At 72.9% G+C, this 15,885-nt stretch carries 15 protein-coding genes; 12 read left to right on the top strand and 3 right to left on the bottom strand.

Annotation, left to right across the window (positions count from 1 at the left end; genetic code table 11):
- Positions 1 to 36: 36 nt before the first annotated feature.
- The 7 genes from ACFWIA_RS29665 (at position 37) to ACFWIA_RS29635 (ending at position 7,071) form a co-directional block, all read left to right on the top strand.
- Complete coding sequence (locus tag ACFWIA_RS29665) at positions 37 to 927, top strand: AraC family transcriptional regulator (protein ID WP_387010338.1); 891 nt, start codon at positions 37 to 39, stop codon at positions 925 to 927.
- Between the two features lie 119 nt (positions 928 to 1,046).
- Complete coding sequence (locus tag ACFWIA_RS29660; protein WP_387010337.1) at positions 1,047 to 2,066, top strand: ABC transporter substrate-binding protein; 1,020 nt, start codon at positions 1,047 to 1,049, stop codon at positions 2,064 to 2,066.
- The gene (locus ACFWIA_RS29655) at positions 2,063 to 2,950 is read left to right on the top strand and encodes a siderophore-interacting protein (protein WP_387010336.1); all 888 of its coding nucleotides are present in this window, start codon (positions 2,063 to 2,065) and stop codon (positions 2,948 to 2,950) included. Before ACFWIA_RS29660 ends, ACFWIA_RS29655 begins: the two co-directional genes overlap by 4 nt.
- Positions 2,947 to 4,065, top strand: coding sequence for an iron chelate uptake ABC transporter family permease subunit (locus ACFWIA_RS29650; RefSeq protein ID WP_387010335.1), 1,119 nt, complete (start codon positions 2,947 to 2,949; stop codon positions 4,063 to 4,065). The genes ACFWIA_RS29655 and ACFWIA_RS29650 overlap by 4 nt, the downstream gene beginning before the upstream one ends.
- Positions 4,062 to 5,114: a FecCD family ABC transporter permease gene (locus tag ACFWIA_RS29645; RefSeq protein WP_387010334.1), complete on the top strand. Its 1,053-nt coding sequence runs from the start codon at positions 4,062 to 4,064 to the stop codon at positions 5,112 to 5,114. The genes ACFWIA_RS29650 and ACFWIA_RS29645 overlap by 4 nt, the downstream gene beginning before the upstream one ends.
- A 46-nt stretch (positions 5,115 to 5,160) precedes the next feature.
- Entirely contained in the window at positions 5,161 to 6,033 is an 873-nt protein-coding gene (locus ACFWIA_RS29640) for an ABC transporter ATP-binding protein (protein WP_387010333.1), read from the top strand.
- A 6-nt stretch (positions 6,034 to 6,039) separates the two neighbouring features.
- Entirely contained in the window at positions 6,040 to 7,071 is a 1,032-nt protein-coding gene (locus ACFWIA_RS29635) for a DMT family transporter (RefSeq protein WP_387010332.1), read from the top strand.
- Here the strand turns inward: ACFWIA_RS29635 and ACFWIA_RS29630 are convergent.
- A complete protein-coding gene (locus ACFWIA_RS29630; protein ID WP_387010331.1) occupies positions 7,068 to 7,730 on the bottom strand; it encodes a pyridoxamine 5'-phosphate oxidase family protein in 663 nt (220 codons plus the stop codon). The genes ACFWIA_RS29635 and ACFWIA_RS29630 overlap by 4 nt on opposite strands.
- A 103-nt stretch (positions 7,731 to 7,833) precedes the next feature.
- Between ACFWIA_RS29630 and ACFWIA_RS29625 the strand changes: the two genes are divergently transcribed.
- From ACFWIA_RS29625 to ACFWIA_RS29605, 5 genes are all read left to right on the top strand, one after another.
- A complete protein-coding gene (locus ACFWIA_RS29625) occupies positions 7,834 to 9,171 on the top strand; it encodes an aminotransferase class I/II-fold pyridoxal phosphate-dependent enzyme (protein ID WP_387010330.1) in 1,338 nt (445 codons plus the stop codon).
- 201 nt (positions 9,172 to 9,372) lie between these two features.
- Positions 9,373 to 10,128: a (5-formylfuran-3-yl)methyl phosphate synthase gene (locus ACFWIA_RS29620; protein WP_387010364.1), complete on the top strand. Its 756-nt coding sequence runs from the start codon at positions 9,373 to 9,375 to the stop codon at positions 10,126 to 10,128.
- An 8-nt stretch (positions 10,129 to 10,136) separates the two neighbouring features.
- A complete protein-coding gene (locus ACFWIA_RS29615) occupies positions 10,137 to 11,540 on the top strand; it encodes an aldehyde dehydrogenase family protein (RefSeq protein ID WP_387010329.1) in 1,404 nt (467 codons plus the stop codon).
- Positions 11,537 to 12,658 (top strand): NAD(P)-dependent alcohol dehydrogenase, encoded by a 1,122-nt coding sequence (locus tag ACFWIA_RS29610; RefSeq protein ID WP_387010328.1) that lies wholly within the window; start codon positions 11,537 to 11,539, stop codon positions 12,656 to 12,658. The genes ACFWIA_RS29615 and ACFWIA_RS29610 overlap by 4 nt, the downstream gene beginning before the upstream one ends.
- 80 nt (positions 12,659 to 12,738) lie before the next feature.
- Positions 12,739 to 13,647, top strand: a complete 909-nt coding sequence (locus ACFWIA_RS29605; RefSeq protein ID WP_387010327.1) for a class I SAM-dependent methyltransferase — start codon at positions 12,739 to 12,741, stop codon at positions 13,645 to 13,647.
- A gap of 63 nt (positions 13,648 to 13,710) precedes the next feature.
- Here the strand turns inward: ACFWIA_RS29605 and ACFWIA_RS29600 are convergent, their stop codons facing one another.
- Positions 13,711 to 14,934 (bottom strand): thiolase family protein, encoded by a 1,224-nt coding sequence (locus ACFWIA_RS29600; RefSeq protein ID WP_387010326.1) that lies wholly within the window; start codon positions 14,932 to 14,934, stop codon positions 13,711 to 13,713.
- A gap of 160 nt (positions 14,935 to 15,094) precedes the next feature.
- Positions 15,095 to 15,697 carry a TetR/AcrR family transcriptional regulator gene (locus ACFWIA_RS29595; RefSeq protein ID WP_387010325.1) on the bottom strand — a complete coding sequence of 201 codons (603 nt, stop codon included), beginning with the start codon at positions 15,695 to 15,697 and terminating at the stop codon, positions 15,095 to 15,097.
- Positions 15,698 to 15,885 lie beyond the last annotated feature (188 nt).

Here is a 15,885-nt window from a genome sequence, read left to right as displayed (position 1 = left end):
CCAGGACGGGGACACAACCAGGTATCGTGACAGTTCATGACGGTAAGCCGACAAAGGGCGTCCGCGGTGCGCCTCTGGGGTGCTCCCACCCTGGAACCCGACGAGTGGACCGCGTACGTACCCGGCGGGGAGCGGCAGGTCGAGCACCCCTGGCTGCTCACCACCAGCACCTTCACCGCGCGCGAGTCGATGGAGTGGGAGCGGATGTCCCACCCGGAACCCGAGTTGTTGTGGTCGAGCACCGGCAACGTGACGGTGGAGGCGGCCGAGCACGTCTGGCTCGTGCCGCCCGCGCTGGGGATCTGGCTGCCCGCGGGGATGCCCCACCGGGTCAAGGCGAGTGCGGGTGCGGTGACCTACGCCACGTACCTCAACCCCGACCTCACCCGGACGGCCTGGCACACCGTCACGGGCGTGCCGATGAGCCGGTTGCTGCGCGAGATCCTGCTGCACAACCAGCGGGAGGCCATGCCGGACGAGGAGCGGCTGCGCCTCCAGCGGGTCGGGGTGGACCTCATCAAGCCGGTCCAGGCCGCCTCGCTCGACATCCCGCTGCCCAAGACGCCGGAGCTGCGTGCGGTCGCCGAGCGGATCATCGCCGATCCGGCGGACGACCGCACGACGGAGGAGTGGGCGCGGGAGCTGGGGTTGAGCGGGCGCACCCTGATGCGTTGGTTCCAGCGGGACACCGGAGTCAGCCTCACCCAGTGGCGCATCCTCGTCCGGGTGCGGTCCGCGCTGATCGACATCGCTGCCGGCAAGCCGGTGGTCTCGGTGTCGCGTCGACTCGGCTACGCCAATCCGAGCACCTTCATCGATCTGTTCCGGCAGGTCACCGGTCATACGCCGGCCGCCTACTTCCGTTCGGTGAGCGGGCTCGACGAATCGGGTCCGTTACCCGCGCTCCCCAAAGTCGCCGTGTCGTGAAACCGGAACAGGTTGTCGCCATACCTTGATGGGATCTCGGCTACCTTACTTAGGTAAGCCTGCCCTAAGCCCGCATTGTCGGTCCGTCGACCGTCCCGCGGGGTCCCTGAAGGAGCCCGATGACACCCCGTACCACCCCCGATTCCCGCCCCCTGCGACGGAGGTTCGTCATGGTGGCGGCCGTGAGCGTCGCCGCGACGCTCGCCCTGAGCTCCTGCTCGGCGGAGGGAAGCACATCCGGCAAGGGCTCCGGCGCCAAGACCCGCACGGTCACCGACATCGCCGGGAAGGTCACGGTCCCGGCCGAGCCGAAGCGGATCGTCTCCGTCGACTTCTACTCGCCCGCCGCCCTGGTCGACCTCGGCGTCAAGCCGGTCGGCGTCGTGGAGGGCTTCGACGACCCCGACCCGAACCTGCGGCCGAAGCGGTACTACGACGCGCTCGGGAAGACCGCGACCGTCGGCACGTACTACGAGCTGAACGTCGAAGCGGTGGCGAAGCAGGACCCCGACATGATCTTCGCGGAGACCCGCTTCCTCCGGAAGGGCGAGCTGAAGCGGCTCCAGGGCATCGCCCCCGTCGTGCAGCTCGACGCCTCCGGCGTCGGCGCCTGGGAGGACCGTACGCTCATGATCGCCGCGGCCGTCGGCAAGGCCGACGAGGGCAAGCGGCAGCAGGCGGTGTTCAAGAAGCGCGCCGCCGACCTCAAGGCGAAGTACGGGCACATCCTCTCCAAGAACAAGATCGCGGTGTTCAACCACGGCCAGGACCAGTCCACCTGGGGCACCTACCCCGCAGGGCACTTCATCGTCCCCGTCTGGGACGCCGTCGGCGCCCAGTTCCGCCCCTTCACCAAGGGCGAGCACAAGGGCGACGTCGGAACCGTGAGCGAATGGCTGTCCCTGGAACAGATCGGCAAGCTCTCCAACGCGGACATCCTCATCCATCTGTACGGGATGGAGGACTTCGTCACCTCCCTCGACCGCAACAAGGTGTGGAAGAACCTCCCGGCCGTGAAGAAGGGCCTCGTCTTCTCCAGCGTGCCCGCCGCCGTGGTCTCCTCCTTCGACTGGGGCACCGAGAGCCTGGGCGAGCTGGAGACCATCCTCGCGAAGATCGACGCGAAGGTCGGCTCATGACCGCCACCTCCGCCTACGTCCTCGCGGAGGTGACGGGGGTCCGGCAGATCTCCCCCGGGATGACCCGGGTCACGCTCCACAGCGAGACCCTCCACGGCTACCCCTCCACGCAGATCGGCGACGAGTACGTCCGGGTCCACTTCCCCGACGAGGGAGCCGAACCCGTCCTGCCCGAGATCGGCGAGAACGGCGACTGGCGCTACCCCGAGGGTCGCTACCCCCACATCGCGCCCTACACGATCCGCCGGTTCGACGCCTCGGCGGGCGAAGTGGACATCGACTTCGTCCTGCACGGTCACGGCCGGGCCGCCGCCTGGGCGAACAGCGCCCGGCCCGGCGACCGGATCGTCTTCGGCCCGCCCCGGCGGCTGTACAAGCCGCCCGCCGAAGCCGCCCAGCAGGTCTTCGTCACCGACGCGACCGGCCTGCCCGCCCTGGGCCGACTGCTCGAACAGCTCGACCCCGCCACCGAGGCGACGGCGGTCATCGAGATCGCGGACGCCTCCCACGCCATCGAACTGACCAGCCCCGCCCGCCGGCTCACCGTGCGCTGGGTCCCCGGCCGCGGCAACGGCGTCGGCCCCAGCGCCATGACGGAGTCACTGCGCGACCTCGCCATCGCCCCCGGCACCTACGTGTGGGTGGCCGGCGAGTCGAAGGAACTCCGCAAGGCGCGCCGGCACCTCCGCCATGAACGGCAGCTGTCCGCCCAGTGGTACGACGTGATCGGCTACTGGACCTTCCAGCACGAGGAGTGGCTCCAGCGGTACGAGTCCCTCGACGCGGAGACCGTCACCCGACTGGAGGACATCTGGAACCAGAACGGTGACGTGGAAGTCGGACGCGACCTCTACGAAGTCCAGTTGGAGCGTCTGGGGCTATGAGCACCACATCGGCCGCCCTTCCGGCCGGACGGCACCAGGCCCCGCCGTCCGGCCGGAACGGCTCAGCCGGCACCGACGACGGTCACGACGGCGGAGCCCACCGCCCCGGCCTGGTGCGCACCAACGCCGGCCGTGCCCTGGGACTCCTCCTCTCCCTCGTCGCCCTGGCCGCGACGATGGTGCTGAGCCTGGCGTTCGGCGCCAAGTCCATCCCCGTCGCCGACGTCTGGAACGCACTGACGGCCTACGACGGTTCGGAGGACGCCTTCATCGTGCGCGACCTGCGGGTTCCGCGCGCCTTCCTGGCCCTCGCCGTCGGCGCGGCGCTGGGCGTCTCCGGCGCCCTCATCCAGGCCCTCACCCGCAACCCGCTGGCCGACCCCGGAATCCTCGGGGTCAACGCGGGAGCCGCGTTCGCCGTCACCATGGGAATCGCCTTCCTCGGACTCACCTCCACGGGGCAGTACCTGGGGATGTCCTTCCTCGGGGCGGTCGTCGTCACCACCCTGGTCTACGTCCTCGGGTCGGCGGGCCGGGCGGGCGCCACCCCGGTGAAACTGACCCTCGTCGGAGTCGCGCTCAGCGCGGTGCTGGCCGGGATCTCCGCCACCGTCACCCTGCTGCGGCCCGACGTCTTCGACGCCATGCGCGGCTGGGCCGCCGGATCGCTCGGCGCCCGGGGCTGGGACGTCTTCTGGACCGTCCTCCCCTTCATCGGCGCGGGGCTGCTGCTCGCCCTGCTGGCGGCGCGCCCCCTCAACGCCATCGCGCTCGGCGACGACCTGGCCCGCTCCCTGGGCGCCGGCATCGGCCGCACCCGGGTACTGACCGTCGTCGCCGTCACCCTGCTGGCCGGAGCCGCCACCGGCGCGGCCGGCCCCATCGGCTTCGTCGGCCTGATGGTGCCCCACGTCGTGCGCTGGTTCGTCGGACCCGACCAGCGCTGGATCATCCCCTACACCCTCGTCCACGCGCCGATCCTGCTGCTCGTCTCCGACACCGTCGGCAGGGTCGTTCTCACCCCCCAGGAACTCCAGGTCGGCATCGTGACCGCATTCATCGGCGCCCCCGTGCTGATTCTCCTCGTCCGCCGCAAGAAGGCGAGCGGACTGTGAGCCGCTCGACCGTGGACTTCGGCAAACCGACCCTGGTGTCCCGCGGCCCCCGCTGGTCCCTCCGGTTCGACCTGCGCGTCGCCGTCGCCTGCGCGGTGTTCCTCGCCCTCACCGCCGCCGCCGTACTCGTCTCGCTGGCGTACGGCACCTACGAGATCCCGTTGGGCGAGGTGATCCGCACCCTCCAGGGCGGCGGCGAGAGCGGGACCCGGAAGATCGTCGTCGAATGGCGGCTCCCCCGGGCGCTCCTCGCCGTGCTGTTCGGCGCGGCACTGGCCGTCGCCGGGGCGATCTTCCAGTCCGTCAGCCGCAACCCCCTCGGCTCCCCGGACATCATCGGTTTCTCCTCCGGCTCCTACACCGGTGCGCTCGTCGTCATGCTGATCAGCGGCGGCGGGTACTACCAGGTGGCCGCGGGATCCCTGATCGGCGGCCTGGCCACCGCACTGGCGGTATTCCTCCTCGCCTACCGCGGCGGAACGCAGGCGTTCCAGCTGATCATCGTCGGCATCGGCGTCTCCGCGATGCTCGCCGCGTTCAACACCTGGCTGGTCCTGAAGGCCGACATCGAGGAAGCCATGCTGGCCGCGGTCTGGGGCGGCGGCTCGCTCAACAGCCTCGGCTACGACCAGTTCTGGCCGGTCCTGGCCGTCCTCGTCGTACTGCTTCCGCTGGCCGCAGCCTGCGGCCCGGCACTGCGCCAACTCGAACTCGGCAACGACGCGGCGGCGGCGCTCGGCACCCGCGCCAACGCGGTACGGCTCGTCGCGGTCGTCCTGGGCGTCGGACTCACCGCGCTGGTGACGGCATCGGCCGGCCCGATCGCCTTCATCGCGCTGGTGGCACCCCAGATCGCCCGGCGCATCACCCGCTCCTCCTCGGTGGCCCTGCTGCCGTCCGCGGCGCTCGGGGCGTTCCTGCTCGTCCTCGCCGACCTGATCGGCCAGCGCCTCTTCGCCCCCGTGCAACTGCCGGTCGGCATCGTGACCGTCTCGATCGGCGGCCTGTACTTCGTGTGGCTGCTGGTGCGGGAAGCCCGCAGGACCTGACCCGCAGGACCACCCGACCCGCAGCACCCAGCCGAGGACACCGGACATGACCACAGCCCAGACCCAGGACACCATGAACACCGCGAAGGCCCGGCTGCGGGCGGAGAACATCACCATCGGGTACGACCGCCGGACCATCTCGCGGGACCTCTCCGTCGAGATCCCCGACGGATCGTTCACCGTCATCGTCGGCCCCAACGCCTGCGGCAAGTCCACGCTCCTGCGCGGACTCTCCAAGCTCCTCAAGCCCGCCACCGGCCAGGTCGTCCTGGACGGCAAGGCCATCACCACCTACCGGGCGAAGGAAGTGGCGCGGGTACTCGGCCTGCTCCCGCAGACCTCCCTCGCCCCCGACGGCATCACCGTCGCCGACCTCGTCGCCCGGGGCCGCCACCCGCACCAGAAGCTCGTCCGGCAGTGGTCGCCCGCGGACGAGACCGCCGTGGTGGAGGCCATGGCGGCGACCGACACCACCGCGCTCTCGGGCCGCCCCGTGGACGAACTCTCCGGCGGACAGCGCCAGCGCGTCTGGGTGGCCATGGTCCTCGCCCAACGGACCCCGCTCCTGCTGCTCGACGAGCCGACGACCTTCCTCGACATCGCCCACCAGATCGAACTCCTGGAACTCTTCACCCGCCTCAACCGGGAGGGCCGCACCCTGGTCGCGGTGCTCCACGACCTCAACCAGGCGGCCCGCTACGGAACCCACATCATCGCCATGAAGGACGGCTCCGTGGTCGCCGAGGGAACTCCCGCGCAGATCATCACCGAGGAACTGGTGGAAGAGGTCTTCGGCCTGCCCTGCACCATCATCACGGACCCGGTCGCGGGGAGCCCGCTGGTGATACCGCTGGGAAGCGCCGCCGGATGTGAGACGGATGACAGGGCCGTGGGGGCTGACGCTCCTGACGGTGTTTGACATCATGTGCCGGTGCACACGACTGGAGTGAACGACGGCGGCCGGCGCCGCGGCGCCGGCCTGGGGATCGCGCTCCTGTCGGCCGTCGCCTTCGGCGGTTCCGGGGTCGCGGCGAAACCACTGATCGAAGCGGGCCTGCACCCCCTGCACGTGGTGTGGTTGCGGGTCGCGGGTGCCGCCCTCGTCATGCTGCCCCTGGCATGGCGTCACCGGGACCTGCTGGTGCGGCGCCCCGCGCTGCTTGCTGGGTTCGGCCTGCTCGCCGTGGCGGGCGTCCAGGCCCTCTACTTCGCGTCGATCTCCCGCATCCCCGTCGGCGTCGCCCTGCTCGTCGAGTACCTGGGCCCGGCCCTGCTCCTGGGCTACATCCGCTTCGTGCAACGGCGACCGGTCACCCGTGCCGCCGCGGTCGGCGTGGTGCTGGCCGTCGGCGGCCTCGCCTGCGTGGTGGAGGTGTGGTCGGGACTGGGCTTCGACGCGCTCGGGCTGCTGTTCGCCTTCGGCGCGGCCTGCTGCCAGGCGTGCTACTTCGTCCTCTCCGACCAGGGCAGCGACGCCGGCGACGCGGCCCCCGACCCGCTGGGGGTCATCGCGTACGGGCTGTTGATCGGGGCGCTCGCCCTGACGGTGATCTCGCGCCCCTGGAACATGGACTGGTCACTGCTCGCGGGGACCGCGGACCTGGACGGGCGTCCGGTGGCCGCGTACCTGCTGCTCGGCTGGGTGGTGCTGATCGCCACCGTCCTCGCCTACCTGACCGGGGTGCTCTCGGTGCGGCGGCTGTCACCGCAGGTCGCCGGGGTCGTGGCGTGTCTGGAGGCGGTCGTCGCGACGGTGCTGGCCTGGGTGCTGCTCGGGGAGCAGTTGTCCGCGCCGCAGATCGTCGGCGGGTGCCTGGTCATGGTCGGTGCGTTCATCGCCCAGTCCGCGACACCGGTCAAGGGCTCGTCCGCACCGGTGGCCGCAGGCGGTCCGGTGCCCGCCGGCCCGGCCGCCGCCCCGGTGCTCGGGACGGCCGACCGGGAGCCCACGGGCTAGAGCACGGAGAGGTACGGGGGCACGGCCGTTCCCGGGGCGAGGTCGTCGGCCGGGACCAGGGACCCGTAGGTCTGCCGGACCGGAACGACCCCCGCCCAGTGGGGGAGCGGCAGGTCCTCGGGATCGTCGTTGGGGCCGCCCGTGCGGATCTTCGCCGAGACCTCGTCCAGGTCGAGCCCCAGGACGGCCGTCGCCGCCAGTTCCCTGGCGTTCGCCGGGCGGGAGTCCCGGGAGCGCTCCGGGACCACGTGGTCGACCAGGGCGTCGAGGGCCGTGCGCTTCTCGTCGGGGTCGGTGACCGGCCGGGCGGTGCCCTGGACCACCACCGAGCGGTAGTTGATCGAGTGGTGGAAGGCCGAGCGGGCGAGCACCAGTCCGTCCACGTGGGTCACCGTCAGGCACACCGCCAGCCCCGGTTCCCCGCCCCCGGCGAGCCGGAGCGGCCGGGAGCCCGTCGAGCCGTGGACGTAGAGGCGTTCGCCCACCCGTCCGTACAAGGTGGGCAGGACGACGGGGGTGCCGTCGCGGACGAACCCGAGGTGGCACACGTAGGCGGCGTCGAGTATCGCGTGAACGGTGGCGCGGTCGTAGGCGGCCCGGTCCCGGGAACGGGTGGGGACGGTCCGCTCCGTCGGTGCGTAGGCGCTCTGGTCCGGCATCTCCGGCTCCCTCGTGGTCATCGGCACTCGGCCCGGGGGCTCCGCACGGAACCCCGGACGGAGCCCCGTGCGGAAATGATTGCACTAGTGCATAATGTTGTTTGTGCTAGGAGAATATCCCATCCAGGGTCGAGGGGCATCGGAGATCGCCCGCAGCGTCGAGCAGGCCGTCGCGTCGGGCGCGTGGGAGCCGGGGTCCGCGCTACCCCCCCAACGCGCCCTGGCGGAACGCCTCGGGGTGAACCCCAACACCGTCGCCGCCGCCTACCGGACGCTCCGCGAACGCGGGGTCATCGAGACCGACGGCCGCCGCGGCAGCCGGGTGCGCGCCAAACCCGCGGTCACCACCCGCGCGGCGATCCGGGTGGACGTGCCCCCGGGCGTCCGGAACCTGTCGGACGGCAACCCCGACGTCGCCCTGCTGCCCCCGCTCACCGCCGCGTTCACGGCCGCCGCCGCACGCGCCGACCGCGATCCGGTGCTGTACGGGGCCGAGCCCGTCGACCCGGACCTCGCCCGGTTCGCGCGCCGCGCGTTCGACCGGGACGGCGTGCCCGACGGGCCGACGGCCGTCACCTCGGGTTCGCTGGACGCTCTGGAACGGGTGCTCACCGCCCATCTGCGGGTCGGCGACACCGTCGGCGTGGAGGACCCCGGCTGGGGCAGCCTCCTCGACCTCGTCCCCGCGTTGGGGCTGCGCGTCGCCCCCGTGGCGGTCGACGACGACGGTCCGCTGCCCGACGAGGTGGCGCGGGTGCTGGCCGCCGGTGCCCGCGCCCTGATCGTCACCGACCGGGCGCAGAACCCCACCGGGGCGGTGATCGGGGCGGACCGCGCACGGTCCCTGCGCGCCGTCCTCGGGCGCCACCCCGACACGCTCCTGATCGAGGACGACCACGGCCACGGCGTCGTCGACCAACCGCTCCACCCCCTGGCCGGCGGCACCACCCACTGGGCCCTGGTGCGGTCCGCGGCCAAGGCGTACGGTCCCGACCTGCGGGTCGCGGTACTCACCGGCGACCAGGTCACCCTGGACCGGGTGCGGGGTCGCCAGAGCCTCGGGCCCGGCTGGGTGAGCCTGCTCCAACAGCAGGCCGTGGCCCACCTGTGGCACTCCGGTGCGGTGGACCCCCACGAGGTGGCCGCCTCCTACGGGGCGCGCCGCGACGCCCTGATCACCGCCCTCGCCGCACGGGGCGTCGAAGCCCGGGGACGCAGCGGCATGAACGTCTGGGTCCCCGTGCCCGACGAAACGGGAGCGGTCGCGCGGTTGCTGCACGCGGGGTGGGCGGTGGCCCCCGGAGCACGCTTCCGCACCCGGACGCCCCAGGGGGTGCGGATCACCGTGTCGACGCTGTCCGGCGCCGGGACGGACGTCGAGGAACTGGCCGAAGCGGTCGCCCGGGCGGTGGCTCCCGCTCCGGCCCGGCGCTCCACCTAGCAACGGCGGCCCCGCACCGCCGGGCGGACTCGTTCGCACCGGCGTGCACGGCGCACCAGTACGCCCCGGCCGTACTCGATCGGACTCCGCGCGCCCTACCGACGGCCGGGGGCCGCAGTGATGATGAGCGGACCGCACGTGATCCAGACGACTCCGCGCACCCGGCCCCGGCCGGAGGACGCGCGGTGGAAGGGGTCCAGATTGTTGCTGCTCATATCCCCCGACGGTGTCGAAGAAGCCCTCGACTGTGCGAAGGCCGCGGACCACCTCGACATCGTCGACGTCAAGAACCCCGACGAGGGCTCGCTCGGCGCGAACTTCCCGTGGGTCATCAGGGAGATCCGCGACGTGGTCCCGGCGGACAAACCGGTTTCGGCCACCGTGGGAGACGTCCCGTACAAGCCCGGCACGGTGGCCCAGGCGGCGCTCGGCGCCGTCGTCTCCGGGGCGACCTACATCAAGGTCGGCCTCTACGGATGCACGACGCCCGAACAGGCCGTCGACGTCATGCGCGGGGTCGTCCGGGCGGTGAAGGACCACCGACCGGACGCGTTCGTCGTCGCCTCGGGATACGCCGACGCCCACCGGATCGGCTGCGTCAACCCGCTGGCCCTGCCCGACATCGCCCGCCGCTCCGGCTCCGACGCGGCCATGCTCGACACCGCGGTCAAGGACGGGACCCGACTGTTCGACCACGTTCCGCCGGAAGTCTGCGCCGCGTTCGTCCGGCAGGCCCACGACGCCGGTCTGCTCGCCGCCCTCGCGGGCAGCCTGAAGGCGGGGGACCTCGGCGAACTGACCCGCATCGGCACGGACATCGTGGGGGTGCGCGGCGCGGTCTGCGAGGGCGGCGACCGCACCACCGGCAGGATCCAACCGTCGTTGGTGGCCGCCTTCCGGGCGGAGATGGACCGGCACGCCCGGGAACACGCGGCTGCCGCCCCCACCGCGGGCTGACCGCGGCCATGGCGACCCGACAGCCCCGTCGCGCGCCCCGAACCCCCGGCGAGCGCTTCGCCGTCCTCGACCCGGCCACCGGCGAGGGCTTCGCGCAGGTCCCCGACCAGCAGCCCGAAGAGCTGGACGCCGTCGTCGCCCGGGCCCACGAGGCGTGGCGCAGCTGGCGTGCCGATCCCGTCGCCCGGGCCACCGCACTGCGCGCCGCAGCCGACGCGGTGGCGGCGGCCGGGCCGGACCTCGCTCCCTTGCTCACCCGTGAACAGGGCAAACCCCTGGCCGAGTCGCAGGCGGAGGTCGCCCGCACGGCGGCCCGTCTGCGGTACTTCGCCGAACTCACCCCGGGGCCCCAACCCCTGGACGACGGCCGGCCGGTACGCAGCGAGGTCCGCTGGCGGTCCCTCGGGCCCGTCGCCGCGATCGTGCCCTGGAACTTCCCCCTCCAGCTCGCCTCGGCGAAGTTCGCGCCGGCGCTCGCCGCGGGCAACACGATGGTGCTGAAACCCTCCCCCCACACGCCCCTCGCCACCCGGCTGCTGGGGTCCGTCGTCTCCACCGCCCTTCCCGAGGGCGTGCTGACGGTCGTGACCGGTCAGGAACCCCTCGGCGCCCGGCTGGCCCGCCACCCGGGCATCCGCCATGTGACCTTCACCGGTTCGGTGCCCACCGGGCGGGCCGTCGCGGTGGGCGCCGCCGCCTCGCTCACCCGGGCCACCCTGGAGCTCGGCGGCAACGACGCCGCCGTCCTGCTGGCGGACGTGGACGTGGAGCGGATCGCGGACCGGCTGTTCTGGGCGGCGTTCCGCAACTGCGGGCAGGTCTGCATGGCGGTCAAGCGCGTCTACGTCCCGGCCCGACTGCACGGCGACGTGGTCGAGGCCCTGGCCCAGCGCGCGAAGACCGTCGTCGTCGGAGCCGGCCTCGACCCGGACACCCAACTGGGCCCGGTCAACAACGCCCCCCAGCTGGCCCGGGTCGAGCACTACACGGCCCGGGCCCTGGCGGACGGCGCCCGCGCCGCGGCCGGGGGCCACCGACTGGACCGGCCCGGCTACTTCCACGCCCCGACGATCCTCACCGACGTCCCGCCCGACAGCCCGGTGGTGACGCAGGAACAGTTCGGCCCGGTGCTGCCGGTGCTGCCGTACGGGCACCTCGACGAAGCCGTGGCGGCGGCCAACGACACCGGCTTCGGGCTGGGGGGCTCGGTCTGGGGCACCGACCTCGACCTGGCCGAGGCCGTGGCCGAGCGGCTGGAGTGCGGGACGGCATGGATCAACCACCACGCCGAGCTGTCCCTCGCCCAGCCCTTCGCGGGCACCAAGGACAGCGGTGTCGGCGTCGCCGGCGGGCCGTGGGGTCTCTACGGCAACCTCCGACCGTTCGTCGTGCACCGCCCGGAGGGGCCATGACGAGGCGGTTCGAGGCGGCGGTGCTGCGCTCGTCCGAGGGCCGGTTCGCCGTCGAGGAGGTGATCCTGAACGCGGGCCCGTCCGCGGGTGAGGTCCTGGTCGAGATCGCGGGCTGCGGGATGTGCCGGACCGACCTCGCGGTCCGGCGCGCGCCGGGCGGCTCGCCGCTGCCCGCGGTGCTCGGCCACGAGGGGGCCGGGGTCGTGGTGGAAACGTCCGGTCCGCTCACCGGTCTGCGCGAGGGCGACCACGTCGTCCTGAGCTTCGACTCCTGCGGCCACTGCCGGAACTGCCTGGGCGGGGCCCCCGCGCACTGCGAATCCTTCGCCTCGCTCAACCTCTTCGGCGGGCGCGAGGAGAACGCCGCGCGGTTCACCGACGCGGCCGGGCGCGCACTGGCCCCCCGGTGGTTCGGCCAGTCCTCGTTCGCCGAGTACGCGGTGGTCCCGGCCCGCAACGCCGTACGGGTCGACCCCTCGCTCCCCGTCGCACTGCTCGGGCCGCTCGGCTGCGGATTCCTCACCGGCGCCGGAGCGGTCCTCCACTCCTTCGCGATCGGCCCCGGCGACACCCTCGCGGTCTTCGGAGCGGGAGCGGTGGGCCTGGCCGCGGTGATGGCCGCCACCGCCTCCGGGGCGGTGACCGTGGCCGTCGACCGACACCCCGAGCGGCTGGCCCTCGCCGAGCGGTTCGGTGCGACCCCGCTGCACGCCTCGTCGGCCGACCTGCCCGGCCGCATCCGACGACTGACCGACGGCGGAGCACGGTTCGCGCTCGACACCACGGCCTGTGCACCGCTGATCAACGATGCCCTGCGGGCGCTGCGACCGACCGGCCACCTCGGTCTGGTGGCGCGGCTCCACGTCCCGCTACCGCTCGAACCCGGGACCCTGGACCGGGGCCGGCGGATGTCCCACATCTGCGAGGGCGACGCGGTGCCGGGGCTGCTGATTCCGCGGCTGATCGGGCTGTGGCGGGCCGGGCGGTTCCCCTTCGACGAGCTGATCCGTACGTATCCGCTCACCGACATCAACGAGGCGGAACGTGACTGCGCGGCGGGCCGGGTGGTCAAACCCGTCCTGCTCCCGCGCGCTTCAGGAGGAACGGGACGCCCGTAGCCGTGGCGTCGCGGGGCACCGGTTGATCCCGCGCACGGGCTTCCCGCTGTTCACGGTCTCGACTCACCCATGGAGGACACATGGTCGGAACGGCACCTCGGAACACCGGGGTGGAAGGCGTGGAAGGGGGCGTGGGTCTCACCGCGCTGATGGTCGCGGCGGCCCGGGCGATCGAGACCTACCGCCACGACGCCCTGGCCCGGGACGTCTACGCGGAGCACTTCGTGCGCGCCGCACCGGCGTCCGCCGGCTGGCCGGTCTGCGGGCAGCAGGTTCCGGACGGGGACGCGAACCCGCTGTGGGGGCGGTTCGCGCGGTACTTCGGTCTGCGGACGAGGGTCCTCGACGACTTCCTCCTCCGGTCGGTGCACCGCACGGGCGCCCGTCAAGTGGTGCTGCTCGGAGCGGGGTTGGACGCGCGGGCGTTCCGGCTCGACTGGCCTCCCGGCTGCGTGCTCTTCGAGGTCGACCGGGAAGGCGTGCTGGCGTTCAAGCACGAGGTGCTCGACGGGCTGCCGGCCGTTCCGAAGGCGGCGCGGGTCCCCGTCCCGACCGATCTGCGCGCCGACTGGGTCGGAGCGCTGTCCGACGCCGGTTTCGATCCGGCCGCACCGAGCGTCTGGCTGGCCGAGGGGCTGCTGTTCTACCTGCCCGCCGCCGCCGAGACGCACCTCATCGACACGGTGCACCGGTTGAGCACCGCGGGCAGCGCCCTGGCGTTCGAGGTCAAACTCGACAAGGACCTGCTGGAGTACCGCAACAGTCCGCTGTACACCTCGACCACCGACCAGATCGGCATCGACCTGCTCGACCTGTTCGACCGGGCGCCGCGGCCCGACTCCGTCGGCCGGCTGACGGGCAACGGCTGGGACACCGCGGTCCACACCCCCTTCGACTTCACCCGCCGGCACGGGCGCGGCCCGCTACCGGAGCCGAACGACGCGCTGGCGGGCAACCGGTGGGTGTTCGCGAACAAGCCCCGGAGGTGACGCCGCCACCGGGCCACCCGTCCCTCGCTCCACCTGCCGAACCGGGCCGTGACGGCGCGCCGGTCACACCCGCTCCACCAGCATCGCGACGCCCTGGCCGACTCCCACGCAGAGCGTGGCCAGGCCGAGCCGGGCGTCCTCGCGTTCCAGCCGGCCGAGGAGGGTGAGCAGGATGCGTGCGCCGGAAGAGCCGAGGGGGTGTCCGAGGGCGATGGCGCCGCCGTCGGCATTGACCCTGTCCTCGTCCAGCCCCAGTCGACGGACGACGGCCAATGCCTGTGCGGCGAACGCCTCGTTCAGCTCCACGGCGTCCAGATCGCCCGCCACCCGGCCCGCGCGGGCGAGGGCCTGCTCGGTGGCGGGCACCGGACCGAGGCCCATCAGCTGGGGGCGCACGCCGGCGGAGGCCGCGGTGACGATCCGGGCCCGGGGAACGAGTCCGTACCGGCGTACGGCGTCACCGCTCGCGACGACCAGGGCCGAGGCGCCGTCGGAGAGGGGCGAGGCGGAGCCGGCGGTGACGATCCCGTCCTTCCGGAAGACCGTCCGTAGACGCCCCAGCTTCTCCAGGGTCGTGCCCGGACGGGGGCCCTCGTCGCGGGTCACCTCGCCGTCCGGCCCCGGCACCGGCACCAGCTCGCGGTCGAAGTGCCCGGCCTCCTGGGCGGCGACGGCCCGCTGGTGGCTGCGGAGCGCGAAGGCGTCGGACTCGGCCCGGGTGATGCCGTCGAGCGCGGCGACCTCCTCGGCGGTCTCGCCCATCGACAGGGTGATCCGGACGTTGCCCGGTCCGGCGTCCGCGGGCGCCGCGCGGTCGACCGCGGTGAAGCGCGGATTGGTGAACCGCCAGCCCAGGGTGGTGTCGTGGACCTCCCCCGGTGCGGCCCACGGGGTGCCCGGCTTGGCCATCACCCAGGGGGCGCGGGTCATCGACTCCACTCCGCCGGCCACCACCACGTGGGCCTCCCCGGAGCGGATCGCCTGGGCGGCCGAGACGACTGCGGTGAGGCCCGATGCGCAGAGCCGGTTGACGGTGTACCCGGGCACGGTGTGCGGGAGCCCGGCGAGCAGCACCGCCATCCGCGCCACGTCACGGTTGTCCTCGCCGGCCTGGTTGGCGGCCCCGAGGACCACTTCGTCCACGGCCCCGCCCGGAACGCCGGCGCGGCGGACGGCCTCGCCGACCACCAGGGCCGCCAGGTCGTCGGGGCGCACCCGGGCCAGTGCGCCGCCGTAGCGGCCCTGGGGGGTGCGGGCGCCGTCGATCAGGAAGACCTCGTCGGGCATGGGCGGACTCCTCAAGGGGCACGGGCCGCCGCGCGCGGAGAACGGTGCAGTGGCCGAGGGGCGGCGGACGGACCACGGGATGCATCGCACGCTAACCGAATGTTCGGTCGGCGACAAGACGGCGGTTGCCACCCGGGGGCGCTGGCGGGGTCCGGCCCGGCTAGCCCGTGAACTGGGCCCGGGTGGGGGCGGGGACGGGGAGCGGGTGGGCGTTCCGGCTGCGCAGGCCGTCGAAGGTCATGGACAGGTAGCGCTGCCAGAGGCCGGGCGCGTCCGTGCCGATGCTGAGCACCGCTTGGGAGGCGGCGCTGAGCAGGAGCACGACGTCGAGTCCCGTGACGTCCTCGCGGATCGTCCCGGCCCGCTGCGCCTCGGCGACGAGGGTTTCGGCCACGTCCGCGAGGCGTTCGCGCGAGGCGCGGACGGCCGACTCGCTACGGGAGAGGGCGGCGGCGGCCTGACAGAAGGAGCGGTCGCGCGCCTGGATCTCGGTGCCGATGGTCATGAACTCGAAGAGTGCGGCGGTCGGGTCCGCGGACCCGGTGAGTCGGAGCCCGGCTGCGACCAGTTCCTCCAGGCGGTCGCTGAAGACCTCGGCGAGCAGTTGTTCCTTGGTGTCGAAGTGTCGGAACACCGTCCCCTTGCCGATTCCCGCCCGGGTGGCGATGCGGGTGATCGACGCCTCCATGCCGTTCTCGGCGAACTCCGCCGCGGCGGCGTCCATCAGTAGGCGGCGGTTGCGCACGGCGTCAGCTCTCATCATGGTCCCCACTCTACCTAATCGGACTGCACGGTCATGTTGTGCTACGGTTCAAACATGACCACGCGGTCCGGTTGGTGGAAATCCGGTGCGTGCGGAAACACCCGGGCGGGCCGGCGGGGGCGGGGGCGGGCGCGCCGGGCCCGGGGGGCGCCCCGGGGGCGGGGGCGCGGCGGGTAAAAAAAAAAAAA

The sequence above is a fragment of the Streptomyces sp. NPDC127068 genome, assembly GCF_042724695.1.
GTDB lineage: Bacteria > Actinomycetota > Actinomycetes > Streptomycetales > Streptomycetaceae > Streptomyces.
Note: the sequence above shows the minus strand (reverse complement) of the source record. Positions and strands in the feature narration are given on the sequence as shown.

Bases quoted from the DNA above. Each gene is read 5' to 3' on its own strand.
- ACFWIA_RS29660 (WP_387010337.1), top strand. From the start codon at position 1,047: ATGACACCCCGTACCACCCCCGATTCCCGCCCCCTGCGACGGAGGTTC.
- ACFWIA_RS29630 (WP_387010331.1), bottom strand. From the start codon at position 7,730: ATGCCGGACCAGAGCGCCTACGCACCGACGGAGCGGACCGTCCCCACC.
- ACFWIA_RS29605 (WP_387010327.1), top strand. From the start codon at position 12,739: ATGGTCGGAACGGCACCTCGGAACACCGGGGTGGAAGGCGTGGAAGGG.
- ACFWIA_RS29650 (WP_387010335.1), top strand. From the start codon at position 2,947: ATGAGCACCACATCGGCCGCCCTTCCGGCCGGACGGCACCAGGCCCCG.
- ACFWIA_RS29655 (WP_387010336.1), top strand. From the start codon at position 2,063: ATGACCGCCACCTCCGCCTACGTCCTCGCGGAGGTGACGGGGGTCCGG.
- ACFWIA_RS29610 (WP_387010328.1), top strand. From the start codon at position 11,537: ATGACGAGGCGGTTCGAGGCGGCGGTGCTGCGCTCGTCCGAGGGCCGG.
- ACFWIA_RS29600 (WP_387010326.1), bottom strand. From the start codon at position 14,934: ATGCCCGACGAGGTCTTCCTGATCGACGGCGCCCGCACCCCCCAGGGC.
- ACFWIA_RS29640 (WP_387010333.1), top strand. From the start codon at position 5,161: ATGACCACAGCCCAGACCCAGGACACCATGAACACCGCGAAGGCCCGG.
- ACFWIA_RS29665 (WP_387010338.1), top strand. From the start codon at position 37: ATGACGGTAAGCCGACAAAGGGCGTCCGCGGTGCGCCTCTGGGGTGCT.
- ACFWIA_RS29615 (WP_387010329.1), top strand. From the start codon at position 10,137: ATGGCGACCCGACAGCCCCGTCGCGCGCCCCGAACCCCCGGCGAGCGC.
- ACFWIA_RS29595 (WP_387010325.1), bottom strand. From the start codon at position 15,697: ATGATGAGAGCTGACGCCGTGCGCAACCGCCGCCTACTGATGGACGCC.